The sequence below is a fragment of the Microbulbifer epialgicus genome, assembly GCF_041447265.1.
Classification (GTDB): Bacteria; Pseudomonadota; Gammaproteobacteria; order Pseudomonadales; family Cellvibrionaceae; genus Microbulbifer; species Microbulbifer epialgicus.
Genome location: NZ_JBGMEK010000001.1, coordinates 14,441 through 31,042, shown reverse-complemented (window position 1 = coordinate 31,042; position 16,602 = coordinate 14,441). Strand labels below are relative to the sequence as shown.

General features: G+C 41.8%; 19 protein-coding genes. 2 read left to right on the top strand and 17 right to left on the bottom strand.

Annotated features, from left to right (window positions below):
- Nucleotides 1–360: 360 nt before the first annotated feature.
- The 10 genes from ACCI49_RS00180 to ACCI49_RS00135 form a co-directional block, all read right to left on the bottom strand.
- Nucleotides 361–1,002, bottom strand: a complete 642-nt coding sequence (locus ACCI49_RS00180) for a hypothetical protein (RefSeq protein ID WP_371836939.1) — start codon at nucleotides 1,000–1,002, stop codon at nucleotides 361–363.
- A 224-nt stretch (nucleotides 1,003–1,226) separates the two neighbouring features.
- Entirely contained in the window at nucleotides 1,227–1,610 is a 384-nt protein-coding gene (locus tag ACCI49_RS00175; protein ID WP_371836938.1) for a hypothetical protein, read from the bottom strand.
- 97 nt (nucleotides 1,611–1,707) lie between these two features.
- Entirely contained in the window at nucleotides 1,708–2,124 is a 417-nt protein-coding gene (locus ACCI49_RS00170; RefSeq protein ID WP_371836937.1) for a hypothetical protein, read from the bottom strand.
- 168 nt (nucleotides 2,125–2,292) lie between these two features.
- A complete protein-coding gene (locus ACCI49_RS00165; protein WP_371836936.1) occupies nucleotides 2,293–3,000 on the bottom strand; it encodes a DUF5983 family protein in 708 nt (235 codons plus the stop codon).
- Between the two features lie 178 nt (nucleotides 3,001–3,178).
- Nucleotides 3,179–3,586 carry a hypothetical protein gene (locus ACCI49_RS00160; RefSeq protein ID WP_371836935.1) on the bottom strand — a complete coding sequence of 136 codons (408 nt, stop codon included), beginning with the start codon at nucleotides 3,584–3,586 and terminating at the stop codon, nucleotides 3,179–3,181.
- 10 nt (nucleotides 3,587–3,596) lie between these two features.
- Nucleotides 3,597–4,097: a hypothetical protein gene (locus tag ACCI49_RS00155; RefSeq protein ID WP_371836934.1), complete on the bottom strand. Its 501-nt coding sequence runs from the start codon at nucleotides 4,095–4,097 to the stop codon at nucleotides 3,597–3,599.
- 210 nt (nucleotides 4,098–4,307) lie between these two features.
- Nucleotides 4,308–4,937: a VRR-NUC domain-containing protein gene (locus ACCI49_RS00150; protein WP_371836933.1), complete on the bottom strand. Its 630-nt coding sequence runs from the start codon at nucleotides 4,935–4,937 to the stop codon at nucleotides 4,308–4,310.
- A 4-nt stretch (nucleotides 4,938–4,941) separates the two neighbouring features.
- Nucleotides 4,942–5,637 carry a hypothetical protein gene (locus tag ACCI49_RS00145; RefSeq protein ID WP_371836932.1) on the bottom strand — a complete coding sequence of 232 codons (696 nt, stop codon included), beginning with the start codon at nucleotides 5,635–5,637 and terminating at the stop codon, nucleotides 4,942–4,944.
- Nucleotides 5,638–5,723: 86 nt separating this feature from the next.
- A complete protein-coding gene (locus ACCI49_RS00140; protein ID WP_371836931.1) occupies nucleotides 5,724–6,875 on the bottom strand; it encodes a hypothetical protein in 1,152 nt (383 codons plus the stop codon).
- A gap of 139 nt (nucleotides 6,876–7,014) precedes the next feature.
- Nucleotides 7,015–8,448, bottom strand: a complete 1,434-nt coding sequence (locus ACCI49_RS00135; protein WP_371836930.1) for a DNA cytosine methyltransferase — start codon at nucleotides 8,446–8,448, stop codon at nucleotides 7,015–7,017.
- Nucleotides 8,449–8,709: 261 nt separating this feature from the next.
- Between ACCI49_RS00135 and ACCI49_RS00130 the strand changes: the two genes are divergently transcribed.
- Nucleotides 8,710–9,024, top strand: a complete 315-nt coding sequence (locus ACCI49_RS00130; protein ID WP_371836929.1) for a hypothetical protein — start codon at nucleotides 8,710–8,712, stop codon at nucleotides 9,022–9,024.
- Nucleotides 9,025–9,091: 67 nt separating this feature from the next.
- Here ACCI49_RS00130 and ACCI49_RS00125 read toward each other — a convergent pair whose 3' ends face one another.
- Nucleotides 9,092–9,403: a hypothetical protein gene (locus tag ACCI49_RS00125; protein ID WP_371836928.1), complete on the bottom strand. Its 312-nt coding sequence runs from the start codon at nucleotides 9,401–9,403 to the stop codon at nucleotides 9,092–9,094.
- A gap of 779 nt (nucleotides 9,404–10,182) precedes the next feature.
- Between ACCI49_RS00125 and ACCI49_RS00120 the strand changes: the two genes are divergently transcribed.
- Complete coding sequence (locus ACCI49_RS00120; RefSeq protein ID WP_371836927.1) at nucleotides 10,183–10,314, top strand: hypothetical protein; 132 nt, start codon at nucleotides 10,183–10,185, stop codon at nucleotides 10,312–10,314.
- A gap of 257 nt (nucleotides 10,315–10,571) precedes the next feature.
- Here the strand turns inward: ACCI49_RS00120 and ACCI49_RS00115 are convergent, their stop codons facing one another.
- From ACCI49_RS00115 to ACCI49_RS00090, 6 genes are all read right to left on the bottom strand, one after another.
- The gene (locus tag ACCI49_RS00115; protein WP_371836926.1) at nucleotides 10,572–11,447 is read right to left on the bottom strand and encodes a ParB/RepB/Spo0J family partition protein; all 876 of its coding nucleotides are present in this window, start codon (nucleotides 11,445–11,447) and stop codon (nucleotides 10,572–10,574) included.
- Nucleotides 11,448–12,971: 1,524 nt separating this feature from the next.
- On the bottom strand, nucleotides 12,972–14,729 hold the full coding sequence (locus tag ACCI49_RS00110) for an SNF2-related protein (protein ID WP_371836925.1): 1,758 nt from the start codon (nucleotides 14,727–14,729) through the stop codon (nucleotides 12,972–12,974).
- Nucleotides 14,726–15,106, bottom strand: coding sequence for a hypothetical protein (locus tag ACCI49_RS00105; RefSeq protein ID WP_371836924.1), 381 nt, complete (start codon nucleotides 15,104–15,106; stop codon nucleotides 14,726–14,728). Before ACCI49_RS00105 ends, ACCI49_RS00110 begins: the two co-directional genes overlap by 4 nt.
- Nucleotides 15,093–15,503: a hypothetical protein gene (locus ACCI49_RS00100; protein WP_371836923.1), complete on the bottom strand. Its 411-nt coding sequence runs from the start codon at nucleotides 15,501–15,503 to the stop codon at nucleotides 15,093–15,095. Before ACCI49_RS00100 ends, ACCI49_RS00105 begins: the two co-directional genes overlap by 14 nt.
- Before the next feature lie 10 nt (nucleotides 15,504–15,513).
- Nucleotides 15,514–15,885, bottom strand: coding sequence for an antirestriction protein (locus ACCI49_RS00095; RefSeq protein ID WP_371836922.1), 372 nt, complete (start codon nucleotides 15,883–15,885; stop codon nucleotides 15,514–15,516).
- Nucleotides 15,886–16,150: 265 nt separating this feature from the next.
- Entirely contained in the window at nucleotides 16,151–16,513 is a 363-nt protein-coding gene (locus tag ACCI49_RS00090; RefSeq protein ID WP_371836921.1) for a hypothetical protein, read from the bottom strand.
- Nucleotides 16,514–16,602 lie beyond the last annotated feature (89 nt).

Sequence of the window (16,602 nt, the reverse complement as noted above, 5' to 3'; positions counted from 1 at the left end):
TATCAGGCTAGAATAATGCTGCATCTATTGAGGAAATCTTACGCACCACCAAATGTGATGCTATATGGTTTAAACAAGTGATGCTGTAGAGGAATTTATTGTGCTATTTGAGATGGTTGGTTTAGATCGTATATAAGTTTCACTAGATAAGGAACTACGCAACATTCTCCGTTTGAAATACTCATGAATGCCGTACTTTATCCCTATTCCAGCTTCCCTTGAACCAACATGATTGTCTCGCTCCCCGGAAGGGGATATTTCAGTGGATTTTGGATTATACTTTTTCACGATACCCTCTATTTGGTTCGCTTAATTACTCCCAAGGCTTAGTTTCTAAATTTGTCAGGATAGCGATAGCTATCAGCCTTTCTGAGTCAAGCTCGACTCATGATGATAGAGATTACTACGACGCTCTAGAATTAAAGCTGAAAGTCGACCTCGATCGAAAGAAGATAACATCTCTATCTTATCTACCATTAATCTATGTAAGTGGACATAGGGTTCACGTTGATTGAATTCCCTAAGTTCACTTTTTAGTAACACGGGCAAAAAGCGTTTGTTTTTTTCAGTCGCTGGATGTTTATCAGAAAGTGAAAATGCTTTCCCTGGAAGCAGTGGCTTACTTCTTACTGTCTCCTTGCCGTTGTTTACAGGTACAGTTATTAAATAAGGGACTCTCTTATCGAAGTACCAACCTGGATATATACGTATACCTGTTGGACTAATAGCATGTTTTGGAACCTGGCTGAATCGTTCAAGGCTTAGGGGTTTTGGCACTACGACGAGGGATACCGAGTCCTGTTTTACTGGCTCTATAGTATACTCACCGAAAACATGTTCCTGTGTTTGTGAATACGCACAAAGTGATTCATTTAAACTAGTAACAAACTTTAGCGCCATTGTCATGTTGCTTAGGTCACATATTTTCCATAGTGCTTCTGGCGCATGATTTGCAACCTTTGTTTCTTTTTCGCCGGTTAGTGTCCCAGGATTCGGATTCATAAATGCACCTTAAATTGATCTACAAGACCTAACAAAAAGTATTTTCTTTTTTACGCAAAGTAATCTGTGTTTAGTACTTCTTAATTAGGAGTTGTGTTTTTCGGTAAACAAAAAATAGAAGCTAAGGTGGGCGGATAAAAGTAAAATGTTTCGAAAAGTAGGAATATATTGTATCGTGCACGCATGGTGCATGTAGGGGAGACGGCAGATATGCCGTCTATAAGTCACTTCAGTTTGAAACCCGTTAATTCTTCATGTACTTCATCAACTTCATCATTCAGATCCGGCCTATGTCTTTTTAAATACTTTGCCATTCCAGTTCTACTGCAAGACAAGTCCATAACGCGGTAAACGTCGACGCGACGTAGGGAAGATACATCATTAGCCGCTACCCTGATGTAATTGTCAAATCGAAGGTTGCGCCTTTGGGAGGTGTCCTTTTCTTCCGCCTCTATTCTTGTTAGGTTCACATCTAGTTCTTCTATGGAAATCAACCTGTCGTGGTAGTCTTCGAGTGCCTTAAATCCTCTATCGGAACCAAGCGATTCAAAGATGGCTTCCGCTCTACTCTTTAAAGAACTTTCTTTTTTAGATTCAGGATGCATCACAATAAATAACTTTCCTTTACATAATTATTTTTAAGTCTACAAGTTTCTAGCCCCTAAAAATACCACTCATAGGGGCACACTGTATTAGCGATGATATTCACTCAGCGTTTTTCCCAGCTAAAGGCAGTTGAATTGCTTGTGTGTGGGCAAATAGATTTACACCTGCATGGAAGAATTTATCTCTTTCTTTGCTGGATACTGTTTTATAGGCTTCTTCATCAAAACCAACTTCGATGAATCCCTCACAATAATTGAACCAACGTAGGCCTGGTAACGTAAGAAAGAATTCAGCGTCCTCCTTGGTTAGCCTTCGAGGACTATTTTCATTACGCTTAATATAGCAACCTTCTTTACACTTGAATTTAGCGATATGCCCATGCGCACTTTCAAATAAATATACATCTGATTCCAATTCATAATTAGCTAAAACACTTTCCAACATATTGATAGCTTCTCTTTCCAACGAAGCCACAGATACAGATTCATCGTTTGGGATTATGTTAATTTCTTGCATTGCTAATCTACCTTGTGATTTCCGAAGACAGATGTAACGTATCAGTGAATGATCTAGGCTGCTTGAATCGTGGAAATGTCAAAGTTCCTACTGTAAACCAGGTATACGATAAATACCTTCACAGCGGTTATTTAGATAATAGCTGACTAGGGTTTTCCCTTTTTCACTCTACCAGTCAAATATTGGAAAGTGCGGCACCGCTTCCGCACAGCTATCGAGTTCTATCATTCGATAATTGGCTTTGTAAGCCCACTGAATTATATTCTCCATTGTTTCGCTGTTACCAAATCGTCCTCTATTTAGAGTCTCGTCCTCAAAGAGCTTCAGGAAAAATCCTGAGTCCCGTTGCATCACCATTTGATCTCCGTTATTTCCAGCCTCAATCAAGGTATCACGATCTTCTATCGACAAATGGCCGGTACTTATAGCAACCACTTTATAGTTCTCTTCTTGGCAATCTTTTTCTTCTGTCACTTGAAAATTACAAAGTAACCCCTGTAATTCGCTCCTGATTAAAGAAATAGATTCTGTTGATAGCTGCTCCATTGTTTCAGCTTCTTCAGAATCAAGATATTCATCTTCCCATCCTTGGGGGTCATAGTAAGACCAAATATTGCTGCATAGGCTGGGAAGGCACTCGTTTGGTCTAATACTTAATAGTGGAGAGCTATATTCATCGGAGAGATAGTTTTCTTTCGTATCAGTGTCATGAACCCAGTTCACCGAACCACCACAATGTTTGGCAACAACGTAACCAATATCAAGAAAAAATGCTTGGTGTTTTTGAGTAGATTCTAATTCACCGAGTACCTGAGGCTTCACTAAAAGTCCTGTGACTATTTCTGCTAATTCATGAGGGAGAATTTGCTTTGACATAATGACCTCACAAAAATGCAAGAGGCAGAGAATACCAACATACATTTCGTATTGTTTAGATAGGTTTTAGAGACATAAATGCCTTTAGGCATTAGAGATATTGGGCCTAAGGAACGATCCTAGCTCATGGAAAGGAATAAACATTCCTTAACGGCCCATATATTGCTAGTGGACGATACTATTCTTGTAAATTTGTGATTCTCACAATGATGTGGGGATTTGTCTGCATAGAAAATAATTCTGGTGCTGTCTGTTTGGTGAATACCAAGCGACATTTCTCTATAATAAAATCCCAATACACTTTAGGCATCACATTTTGGTCTGAACCTTCCCCACTCATACTTGGGTCAACAAATACAATAATGTCGGACCATTCTGTAGGAGCGGCTCCTTTTCTATGCCATGTCATAAGTGGATTACTTTCTTGATCCTGATTATTTAGCCACCTTAGGAAATCTGGGGCCTGGTACCATTCCGGCGCGTTTATTCTCAAAGTGCGGCAGTTTGTAACTTCTATTTCCATTTTTTCCTTCAACGTGTATTTATCTAGTGCTAGTTTTTTAATCGTTTTGAGCTGTTTGAGCACCGATTTACTGCTAAGAAATTAACTCTCCGCTTGCCAAGTGTCGAAACGGTATCCTAAAAAGTTGTCCTGTTTCTATTAGAGTTCCAACCCAACCTTTTCTTTTTTCTGCCTTCTTATCTAACCTATATTCCTTACCATAGATATTCCATATTTGCCCATTGGCATATTTAGGCCTGTTTCTCTTGTGTTCATGATAGGAATGTACTCGCTCACGCCATTCCTTTGCATATTTTGATTGAGAAGGAGATGCCAGATTTATAAAGGTGATTGGACAGTTAACATGCGTCGGCCCCATATCTTCGCATAAATCTTTATAACCCCATTTACCTTCCGACACTGAAATCAGTTCCAAAGAAATTGTTACTGTCCCATCTGGCCTCTCTAACAAACTCCAGTGATTATTCCCAACAAGACTATTCCTTAATAACTTATACCCTGGCGAGTAAAAACCATTTGTTTCTAAATGTTGTATCAGATCTTTTTTACTATCCCAGCCAAAAAGCCAACCCATATTTATATCTCGCTGTTTAATCGCTTACATTTCGAATACGTTTTGTAACGTAGCAGCACTATGGGATTATTCGATCTTGCTAGAATCGTATGGGTAGGGTTAACCCACTTAATAAAGGGAGCTTGCGATAGCAAGTTCCCGATACGTTAAACTGGTTTAACGGAACTAAGTATATCTCCTACTCAAGATATACTCAGTCACGTTCCAAGATTAATAGTTAACGATAGCCCACTCGGGAAGATCGACTTTTTGTATGGGGGTGTTTAACTCTAAGTATTCACTGAATACTTTAATCGCTGCTTGATGTCCACGGCAGAGAACAGCTCGGTAACCTTCTTTTGATAACCTAGTAAGCCAATCATGCTGTTCTGTTGATGGTTTTGCATTTGGGCAAAACTTTTTCATTTCAATCCGTAAACCATGGTAGTCCTGATTTACTTTATCCATGAGAAGATCAGGAAACCCATGCTTTGCTCCCTCCCCTCTCATTTGTCCCCCTACCCCAGCCGGACGATATCCGCCTAAAGGGATTGCAGTGGTCATTGTATAGGCCTCGGGTACAATACATTCCAGCCACAAGAGGGTTATGGCTTGTTCAATACGCTCATAAGGCTTTGGGTTTCCATCATCCGCTACTAGAGCCTTCAAGCCGAGATTAAGTGTTACGATAAGGGGCGAGCTCGGGCAACGTCTTGTGCCGAGCTCTAATGCATTGACTGTATGCTGCTGAAGGTTGTAGCCATGCGTTGCAGCATCGGTTGAACCTATGTTTTTTGTTCTACCTCTCGCGATCCGCTTTTGGTGGTCAAGAACTTGGGCTTCAGTGAGTCTAAGTGACATACGTTCAGCTCCCAGTATTTTCTTCTAAAAAAATACAGTTCCCAGGGTGGCGGGCATAATATGAATATGCATTGAATGGCATAATGAGGTGTTCATGCAATTCAGTATCACCTGGACCGTTGTGCCAATCATCAATTTTTTCCTCTAACGTTTTACGGCTTAATCGTATACATAAATACCCGTTGTCTATATGTACCGTGCTTGTTTCCTCAAATTTTATTATTTCAGCCACGTTATATGCTGGGCCAAGTTTGATCACCCCCAGGTCGGGAATTTGATCTTTAAGCTCAGAAATTATTTTGTAGCAATCTAACAGTGGAAAGGGCCCCCTATATAACTCACTTACAATAAACCCATCTTTTTCATGTTCTTCTTTTGTTTTATGGTTGATATCTGCAGTAGTTTCACTTGTATCGATCCAAACCCTAGCAGCACAACCAGCTGGAATTTTTGGAATTTTTTCGTCACCACTTCCGATATTTGCCGTTTTGACTGAACGTATCACCTGACCGTCCAGGCCTTTACTCAAAAGGTCCGTCACGGCTACTTCTACTGAAGTTCGAACGGGGAAAATCTTTGTCCTGTGAGAATCAACTTGAAACGTGGGTGTATATCGCTCAGTTTTTGTTTCACGTCGATGAGCTTGATAGACAAACTCGTAGTCATCATCTATGGGCAGGTCATAGTGTCTGCAGTACATGTATTCACCTACGGTCATTAGTTGGAGAGACCAACGTATCCGTGTGATAACAATCTGCAACTTAGTTGGAAATGTATCTTATTGGGCTAGATTTTCTCTAAGCGTCGCTCATCCGAGTTCACATTTTTCTGAGCTTTACTTAGGTAGTATTCATACTCTACATAATATTCTGAAACCGAGGAAAAATATTGCTTGTTCGATGCATTAATCATTTCTTCAAATACATCAAACCTATTACGTTCCTCTGGTGGAATTGCCACCTTAAGACGCCATAGAAATCCATTATTTGACCTTTCAAGGTACTGAATAGATTCTTTAACTTCGGCAATCTTCTTACACCTCTTATCTTGAAGGACTTGATGTCTTTTATAAGATGGGAGATAACGCCACAATCGATTCTCTAAATAGACTGCGACAAGATACCCGCAGAAAGTACCGCAGGCTAAAAATATGAGCGAATCTATTGTATTGGGAGTAAGGAAAGAGAGATAGCCAATCAAAGTACAAAAACCTAACCATATTGTATATCGAACTACTTTTGACCACTTTAGTAACCCTCTCCAGGCAGATTCTACATCTACCTCCTTTGGACAAGAGGTGAGACTGAACTTGGTTAAGTCAATTTCTTTAAGGGCATCTATGTCTTCACTTAAGATGCTGGGCCGCTTTTCCTGGGGCCAAAAATTATCAAGATTAATTACTCTGGGGGTGCCATTAATTGTAGGCGTACCACGTCTTAACTTTAACTCCTTTAGGCACGCGGTCATTTGAATTGTACTTTTGCTAAGTTCTTTCAGCTCAAAACCAAAGCCACTCCAAAATCCTTTTCTTCGCTCCTTGCATTGTGATTTTTCTGGCTCATTTATCGGGTCCCCAACGGAAGATAAATATCCATGCACTCGGATACTAGTTGCTTCATCAGAGCCATATTTAACTTCAAAGAAGGAGTAGATTGCTTGAAGACCCAGATTAAAAATCAGAGCTCCATATCCACCTTCCTGTAAACCCGAGCCGTACCCATTACCTACTAGATCAACAACCTTGACACTTTTCTCATGTTCGTAAATTTTCAAAAATAGAGAGACTTCATGTTGATCAGACGGGTAGTCAGGGTAGACCCTGATGATGATGAAGTTCCCGTTAAAGACGACTGTTATTCTGGACTTGCCAGAAATCCATTCCAGTCCTGCTTCTAAATACTTTTTAATTGCCATCCAGAGACCCAACCTTGCTTTCATGGTTTCTAGCTGGCTTTAACACCACTAAACCAAAACAAATCGAATAGCGTTTACACCAAATACTTTTCAATTACTACAGAACCCTTAAAACTGCCCCGCTGATCAATTATCGATGCGGGGCAGAGGCGTTAATATCTTGCTACAGTAAACTCATTTGGCGCGCAGACTCATTGACCAATGTGTACATATCAGTCACATCAGGGAGCGGAGTCAATTTAGACAGTAGAGGCCGACATATATCTCTAGCGATCAGCTGCCCTACCCCGCGACCATGGCCCCATAAAATTGATTGACCTAACCCTTCATGAGCTGTGGTAGCTGATACTCCTTGGATGAATGACTCAGGAATTCCTTTTGCCCGGCAGTGTTCTGTCGGGGTTAACAAGCGCTCTTTGCCATCCTCCCTTACAATCATACTTTCCGTCGATCGACGTTTGGAATAGTACCTGCCTATGCACTTAACAAAGGTTGAATCATCATCAACTAGATGACGCTGGAAGTTATTACCCTTTTGTTTATCCCTAACCGCTTTAGTTTTCAAAGAAGCATTGTCTGACCACGCTGGGTCATCGTCAGCGACATGCTCTTTAAGGTCTCCTAATATTTGGTAGCGACGCTTAAATGCTGGGATTTTGCTTGTATCTAGTTCTGGCAGCCCGGCAGATACAGCAATGCACCAGTCTCTAGTGCGTTGTTCAAATGAACCAGCCTGCTCCGAATCTAGAGCCAGTTGGTTTTTGTACACTCTGTACCCAAGCACCTCAAGCATGCCTTCGATTAGTGCATAGGTGGCTGAAAATGTCGCTTCTACGATATTCTCCAAGGCGATTACGCTTGGGTTAGCTTTATCGAGCGCTCTTATAAAACCAAAAATACTGGTGGCATCAGCGTGATCCTCAGTTACCTGTCTTTTGTTTTTAGCTTTTCCTGATTTTGAATGTAAGGTACAAGGCAATGAAACCTGGAGGATATCAACCGGTGATAATAGTTCAGGCTCTAGTTCCTCAAGGGTCGCCTCGAAGATAGTCGTGTTGTTATCAATCGCGTTATTATTGTCACTAGCAACCTGGAGATATTTTCTTTCTCTATCAACTATCCAGCTTACGGATGATTTTATTCCCTGCTCTCTTAAGCCTTCATGAATTGCAGCTGTAGCCACTCCGATACCAGAACATAGTGTTCCTTCTGTAAGCTTCCCTGCATTTAGGTTTTGTACAAACCTTTGTTCACGCTCTGTTTTTTTATTTACCAAGTGGTGTACAGATATACGTACAAACCCTACTGCAAAATCTACCCGCACGAGCTCTTTGCCTTGTGTAACATCTATAACATCTGCATTACAGATATCGACAACTGACTGGAAACCCTCACCTTTTTTCTTTCCAGAAACCCTACGATTACCTTCTTCATCTAGTGTTAGTTCAATAAGTCCTCGTTCAATATCGTAATCGGTACGGTAGGTAGCGCCTTTCACAAAGCCTGCTAGTTCAAGTCTCAGGCCTTGTAGCCAAATCCTTTTTTTCCCGCGATGGTCTGCCACTTTGGTATATGTGTGTTGTAGATATTTAGTCATTGTTTATCCCCCTACAAAGGTACGGCGATTTCCCGCCAGAAGAAATAAACGTATCGAATTTTCTCTTAATCGCAAATCGGAAGGAATCTGACTTGGCCACTTAATTATGAATCTAATTGGTATTCAACTGGCCGGCTAAAGGCGTGATGAAAAGCAAACTATCGAAAAGTCCAGTTTTTTCTGTTTTTTCAATATACAGCTGCATAGCATGGTTGCTGCTTTATTTGGCTATCTATTCGTTAACCTTAAAAGGACTAAAGTATGTTTAAAAATTTATCGGGTGAAGTAACTATTAGTTGGGGGGATAAAACGGTTACTAAGTCCTTGTCCCGTGCAATAGTACTGCTTTCATTAGTAGCTGTATGCTCTATTTTTTTCACAGCGCTAATGGGCTTTTTATTGTTCGGCTTCTCCGCTTCTACTTTCCTTGCTCTGCCTATATTATCGATTATCGGTTTAGGTGCTGCAGTTTATTTCGGCCGCGACTTCCTAACTGGTCTCATTTTTAAAGGGCAAGTTCAAGCAGAGTCTTCGCAGGAAAAAGAAATAGATAGTAGCCAAGCTAATGAATCCTAGCCCGGCTAACTCTCAGTTATCTCTATAGCAAAATCGCGTATGAGTTAAGATTGGGCATGTCCCAATCTTAACTATCAGATAAACGATGATATCTAACAGCCAATTTCCCCTCTCTGTAACACAATTCGGATAAAGGGTTTTCAAGAAATTTACTTCGCAACCCTATAGCCTGTGCGGCGGTACTTTCATCCACACCATTCTCCAGGAAAAACTCTTTCAGTTCTTCATCATCGCAAGTTTCATTATTAGCCAGTTGATCGGCTACCAACTCAAATTCTTTTCTGCGTCCCGGCCTGCAATCTAGAAATGCTTCGTGTGCTTCCTTTTCGGCTAAGGATTTCCAACCTTGTTTTTGGAGCATATTGACTTGGTTATTCATCTTTGTATCCCTTACTTGGTTTCAGATAGTAACGTACCCCCAGATTTGGACTTGTAAATTTTGCGGGAAATTATCTTCTTTACATTGTCTGATTCAGTTTTCTTTATATTTCACAGCCCTAAGGGCGAGTGATGTGGGGGTGAACGGGTCTTCACTACGGAATCAATGGGAGGAGTTAGAGTACGAGGGATGCAGGTTTTGCGTTCTTTGCGTTCGATTCTAGAGAGTGTTAAACCAATTTAACGAACCCTACTTACTAGGACACGGCTATTCTTTTACAAGCGTTAAACCAACTTAACAGTTAACTATGCATTCGACACCCTAGATATATCACTAAGCCCTGTTAAACCAGTTTAACGGCAGCATTCAAATTTGGCATTGAAGCAGTGTTAAACCAGTTTAACAAAGCGCCCCCACCCCCAATATTTAAGGTGGGTTCTATAACCGCGATATAACCTTTGGTCACTTTTGTGGGGCCGTTACTACCACTCTCGACTTTCCAAGATCCACTTTAGGTTTATCCAGGTGCTAGTTCGTTACTTGGTTGTTATACGGAGTGATCAAATCTCACTCAGGGCACGGCTTGTATCAGCGACCGATAAGTACCTCATCACTTTCCACTTTCTTATTTAATCCCCTGGCCCGGGACGCACTGTCCATTCCATATCCCGCTAGCACCTAAAATGTCTTAGGTGCGATCCTCTAGGCACTTTAGGTAACCAGGAGCCTCCACTAGATAGGCTTAAGTAGTGACCGTTCTGAGCTTGGGTGAACACTAAGTGTTAAGCTGGTTTAACACCAACAATGAAAGGACTGCGGGAATACTGGATAGAGACAATGGTAGTGACCATGACTATGACCGAACGACGTTGCGCGGCGTTGTGATCGCCGTCAAAAAGATTAGTGCTTAAAGCTAGAGCATGCATGTAGCGTAATTAGGTTAGGTAGTGACTATAACTCAATTTGGAAGTGACAAAGGCAAGGATATGGGGGAGGGGACTACTTCATGCTTGGCCGAAGGGTCAGTAAATAAGGACGGCCAAAGCAGAAAGGTCCGAAGGGTATCATAATGATGATTAAACGGGCTTAACGGTCTGCGCCACCCCCATCACACAGTTAAAAGTTTCAACTTCCAAACCCTAGGCTTCAGCGCAACACCAGTTCACTCTCAATCAAAGTCCTTTTTAGGAGATAAATCAGAAAGGATATGGTTGAGATGGTCGTGACCGTCGATAGTCAGTTGAATTGAACCTTTCCACCGGTTTTCATCAGAGGTACTAGCTCCAATTTTCTCAATCAGTCCAGAAAGCTCCGCAAGACTAAAAAATTTAACCCCTACTTTTCCTTTGTAACCCTTTCGTTTATCAACATCGATGGCAAAAGGGGACCCGAGAATATCTCCCATCATAGTTTCCAGGCGAAGATGATCCGCACCTTTGTCTATTTGGGCCTCGCCTACACCTACACCACCCTTCGGCTTCCAGTCGGGATGAATTCTTTTATATAAATCCCTCGTATCCCAGTTATGTTGAACTGCTAATTTTGCATAACGAATCTGTTCCTTGGGGGGTAACCGGCAAAGCATCTTGCCATGCTCATGTAGGAGCTGCCCCGTCTGTAAATACTGCCGTACTTGATCCACTAACTCAGTCAACTTCAAGCGGTTTGAAATTGTAGATCTTTGTAAATTTAGAGCTCTTGCCAATTCAGCATTACGCCAACCAAAATGTTTCAGTACGTCTTTATATGTTTCCGCTATCTGTATTGGCGTTAAATTGAAGTGGGTTGTTGCACGATCTATAGCAAACTTTACCGCCTCTTGATCTGAATACGAGTAGATGGTTAGGAGAGCTTGCCCCCTTGGTAAGATTTCCTGATAAGCCCTTAAGTACTCCACACCAAAAATCACCTCATAGTGATCCCTGTATGGCCTGGCGATAATCTCTCCCGCTGGTGCCATCAACTCTTTTGTCAGTTCCAAAAGACGGTCGTAAGTCAGACTATCAACCTGAACCTTAGACAGGTAGGGGGCAGGACGAACCATATCATAGTGTTGGTTCTCCCTTCTGGGGCCGGTACCTCTTTGGGGTGTAGGTGCTATTAGGCTCATTCGTATACTCTCCTTTTGTTTCTGCGCAGAAACAGCATTCAAGGATAATATCCTCTATGCCTAACTTCTCCAAGCAAAAATGTTTCTGCGCGGAAACACAGATTTACAGTGCCTGTCCCATTGATAGGTATGCGGAAACAAAAAGTGAGTTAAATCAATTAGTTCAAGAAAAAAGGGGCTCTATCTAGTAGCCAAGCTTGGTGTGTTAGGCACGAAAAACACCTTGCTCCTCATTTTCAAAATATGTTTCTGCGCAGAAACATATATTACTTAGTTTTACAGGAAAGCTAGTAGCCATCGGGGTTGCAGCCGTCTCCACGCTAACTTTGAAGGTGTAAAAAGGTACCCTAGGGCTGTGTCGGACAGAGGGGTATGTTTCTGCGCAGAAACAAAAGTACCTGGTTTTCAGATTATATGTGATAGAAGATACATGACGAAAACCGCACAAATATTTGAGCTTTACAGAGCAGAGGAGGATAGCAACCGGAGCGTCGTGCTGAAAAACGCACTAATCAGCTGTTAAACCAGTTTAACGGTTGGAATTCCAAGAACATCCACGGTGTTTTTATTACGGGGCAAGGAAGGGAAAAGGGAGGGGAGCCTGTAGTATCCCTCAAAGTGAATTCGGTAAGGGCACTAGGTCTTAATGATGGGTTTACAAATGATAAGGCTAATGGAAAACGACAAAACTAGCTCTACCTGTATAGCCATCTATAGCTCTATTTTCAGTAATAGGTTTTACTGTAACTCTCTCGAATGATGAGTTGAATCATGCTATCCCGAATCCCCAGTATATCGAAATCTCGCATATTCACTCTCATCCAAATCTGGACATCGAATAGGAATCGTTAAACTGGTTTAACACTTCAGAAAGGTACCTACAAGCTGATGACTTCTGCTTGAGTTATATAAAATGATTAAAAAAATATCGGGGTCAGCCCTAGACAACGCTAAGACATGCCAAAAACTATCTGATACCGATAAAGTGACCATCCTAAAATTGAGTGCTTATGACACCAGGTGGGTAGCAATCACGGAAATTTTAGAGGCTACTAGCGGCCTGAGATCCAAGGATGAAATCTTGAAATGGCTGAGGCGTCAATCAACGAATAAAATAATGATGCTCGGAGAAAAGAAACTAGCTGAGTTCACCGTAATAAAAACGTGGCTCTATGATCCATCCGACGAGGAAGTTTTTATTGTGATAGACCCTCACCTTTATACAACCTGTGATACCGCAGACTTATAGCACCCAAAGCCTCGGTCATTTCAGCGCATTAGAATATTAAATCTTAAGTGGGTTGATAATTTCTACATACCGATTCATCAGACACTTTCTGTATATTCCTGTCCCCGGGTTTCCGAGAACCAGGACAGGGAACCTAGATATCATTGATAAATTGTCTGTGCCCCAGGACGGTATCTGAAACAAGGCAGGGCAGGGCAAGGCAAGACGAGTCAAATTAAAGCCAGTTGGTCTTTAGCTGGCAACTCCATTCCATCATTCGAAGCATTCGATAAAGCGTCTACATCCGGCAGAGCACAACCTCTTAATTTCAAATAATCACGGGCGAGATTCTTAATACGGTTAACATCCGCTTGATACACTTTCTCCTTCATTCCTGGATCTTTAATACCTCGACTCTGACCTGCCTTTAGACCAAGGACGTCAATGAGGTGTGGGTCGGAACCAAAATTAGTTGCAACATAAAACGCAAAAACCTCATACAGTTGTCCATCACGATCAAGACGACCAATACACTGTTTATGAATTTCTGGTGACCAATCAAACTCCCCAAAAACAGCTGTTGAACAGCGATGCTGTATTCCATCAGCCCCGGCACCGGATCTTAAACTCATGATCAAAAGGTCAGATTTACCCTCGATGAAATCCTTCTTTGCTTTCTCCTTCTGAGTGGGCGATTCAGTACCGGTATAAAATAGCGGGTTCAAGTCCGCCAGCTCTTTGGCCCAAATACGGTAGACCTCTCTGTGCCATCCAAATAATAAAACAGGGGTGCCCGTTTCAATTAACATTCTGACATAACCTGCAGTCGCCTTAGCTTTTGCAATACCGGTCAACTCGCGAAGACGTAGATCAAACTCCCTTGCTGCCCGGCCTGCTTCTGCAAATCCGCTATTGAGAGTTCTGATCGCCAGTTGTTCAGCAAGCTCTTCACTTTCCTTAACCCCGTCTTGATCGGCTTCAACCCATTCAATATGAGGTGCAACTTGTTTAGCCTCTTGGCCTACATCAGCCTTAGTTCTTCTTAAAAACACCAGAGATTCTCTAAGATAGGTTCCGAGCGCGTCCGGGTCCTGAACAATTCCTCTTCTTCCATCAGAATCCGTACACCATTCGCGAAGGAAGTCCTGGCGTGATCCAAGCAAACCAGGCTTAATGAAACAATCAATGATGTTGAAAATCTCAATTCCGAAATTATATAAAGGTGTAGCAGAAAGCCCGACACGAATATCTATCGTCTGGATAATTTCAGAAGCTGCCTGACCTTTCGCCGAAGATGCTCCATTTCTTAAGTTCTGAATTTCATCAAAAACAATGGATTGAAGCCAACCAGTTGTAAGTACATCAACCCAGCCTGCCAACTGCGTATACTTAAAAATATAAATATCCGCATTAGGTAAATCATAAGGCCTAGTTCCCTTAGCAGCATGCACTCTCAAATTTATAAAAGAAGAAGCTTTCTGTATCCATTGAATTTGGTTATGAGGCTCCACCACAATAATCTGTGGTAAAGCATTAGTGAGCAAGGCAACACCGAGTCCTTCGTATGTCTTGCCGAGTCCAATATCATCAACTAAGAGTAACTGCCTTACTCTGTCTATGAAATCCAATGCCTGTAGTTGGTAATTACGATGCCTCTCACCAGGTAATAACCCAGGCCTTATAGTAGGTTCCCATTCAGGGAGGAGTATGCGTTCAGCCTCAGCTTGCTCCGCATAAAAAGCCGAAGCGTGGCCTTCTAGAAGGTCCGCATCATCACCTCTGACACACAGAGGGTATCGCTTTAAAAACCATTGAAGGTCAGCAGCGGTATCAACATTCGCATTAAGATTAAATGGCCCAGAGGAATGTTTAGGCACACGAGGGAAAAGTTGCTTAAACCGAAGAGCGACGTGAGGTTCGAGTTTATCGATAATCCAATGCCCACTTTCCGATGAAAAAAATAGATTGCCATAGGTGCGTGAAGTCATAGAAAGCCTAACCCCATTTGATAAATTCGAACTGGGCATCCGTTAATCGCTTCGGGTAAACCCTGGACCTTACCTGTAGCGAGTAGAAGCCCCTCAACATCAGGGTGGGCGCAATATCGCTCCACCTGGCGATAAACTCGGCGTTTACTCCAGTTCTTTCCAGCCTTAACCTCTAATACCAGCTTCGAGTTTGGGAAATAGAAATCTGTTACCTCGGCGCCACTAAGGCTATGCTCCCGAAAGTATTTAATATCTCTCGCAGTCAAGAACTTCTCTATCTGATTTTGACAAATTAATTCGTCTGAATAATCAAAGCGCCCTTCTCTAAGAAAGAGTCCATACAGAGCATCGAGGGCAGTAGCTTTAACCACAGGCATTATTGAAACCACCGCCGAAGACATTTCCTCTTTTACCTAAAACCCTCTGAATACCTCTAAGACTCTTAATTCGTGAATTAAGGAAGTTAAATTTCCTTTGCCGGGCAAAGCCTTCCATCGCCCGGATGGTGGCCTCTAACCCAAAGGACTCCGCGCACATGTTAAACCTCAAGAATTGCTCATCTTTGATATAAAACTGAACGTCAGTACGAGGAGCCATAAATACATTACTCTCTGCTCTATTCAAGAAGCCGAGATACCTCCATTCCCCACCTCTGTAATCTGAACTCATCGAAGCCGCTTTTAAAAAAATTGCCTGTTCAAACTGGAGCTGTTCAGACTCTGAACCAATCCAGCGAAGCGGGTTCTCGGTACCATCAATTTCTAAGATCTTCATGTCCATTCCCTTATGACATAGTTGCTAATATCGGCTCCATTTCTGGATGGGCTAAGGCCGAACTGTAAAGTGCCTCAAAGCCATCCGAGAAATCACGAAACCGGCTATCAGTTTTAAGAAAATCCTGTAAAAACAAGGTGACAGAAATCCCCAAAGCCTCGACTGATATTTTGTAAGTTCTAGGATTAAGATGTGGACGAACGGTCACAAAATCCAGAAAGGGTTGTTCTACAACGGGTCTATAAAAAGCTGCTCCTTCATTCGTTTCAGCTTCTTCCCAAGACTTAACCGTAGGCCCATTCACAACAAGTCGATTTGTAATAATAAATGCTATATTCTCAACCGATGCCCGTCTCCGGTCACAAACTAATTTTGAAGCCACAATCCCTCTCCATGAGTACGGTGGTTCCCCACCTGCAAAAACATATAGTGGGAATTAACGATCTATATCAGCGAACTTAAAAGTTCTACATATAAACCGTTTGATCCCCCTTTAAATGACAAAGTAATGCAACATGCATAAACGTCAAATCAACGAGAAAGTCTTAAGCTACTTAGAAACCAAGGAAGAAATTGCTTTAAATGGGTCCATGATGTCCAGATAGCAGAATCCAAATTGCCACAAATTTAAAGCGATAACCCATTCATCAGTATTCATGTTCAAATATCTGGAGATGTGGGATTGGTGCAACACTCTTTAGAAAAAGTATTCTGCTGCAATCATAGTTAAAGGCTACATCGCAAAGACGTATAAAATGCTTTGTAAAAAAACCACCTTGTAAAAAAATACATTTAGCATCGGCTGAAAGCTCCACTTTCCAACCTCCAGGCCATGGAGAAACCGTTATAGGGACAACCTGAACAAGACTTGGGCCAGAATTAAATAAGCATATTTCTTTCAAAATATCAGAGTCATCAGGATGCAAATGCGCAAATGAAAAATGAATTTCTTTGACAATTTGGCTTTTAGGAACTTCCAGCTCAACCTCTTTTCGAATCACCGAATTCATAACTCCTTACTCCCCATGCAAGATGTGATTATTAGGTAGTTCTTTACAAGTAAGCGGTAAGGTCTCCAAATACGCTACAAAAAAAATGA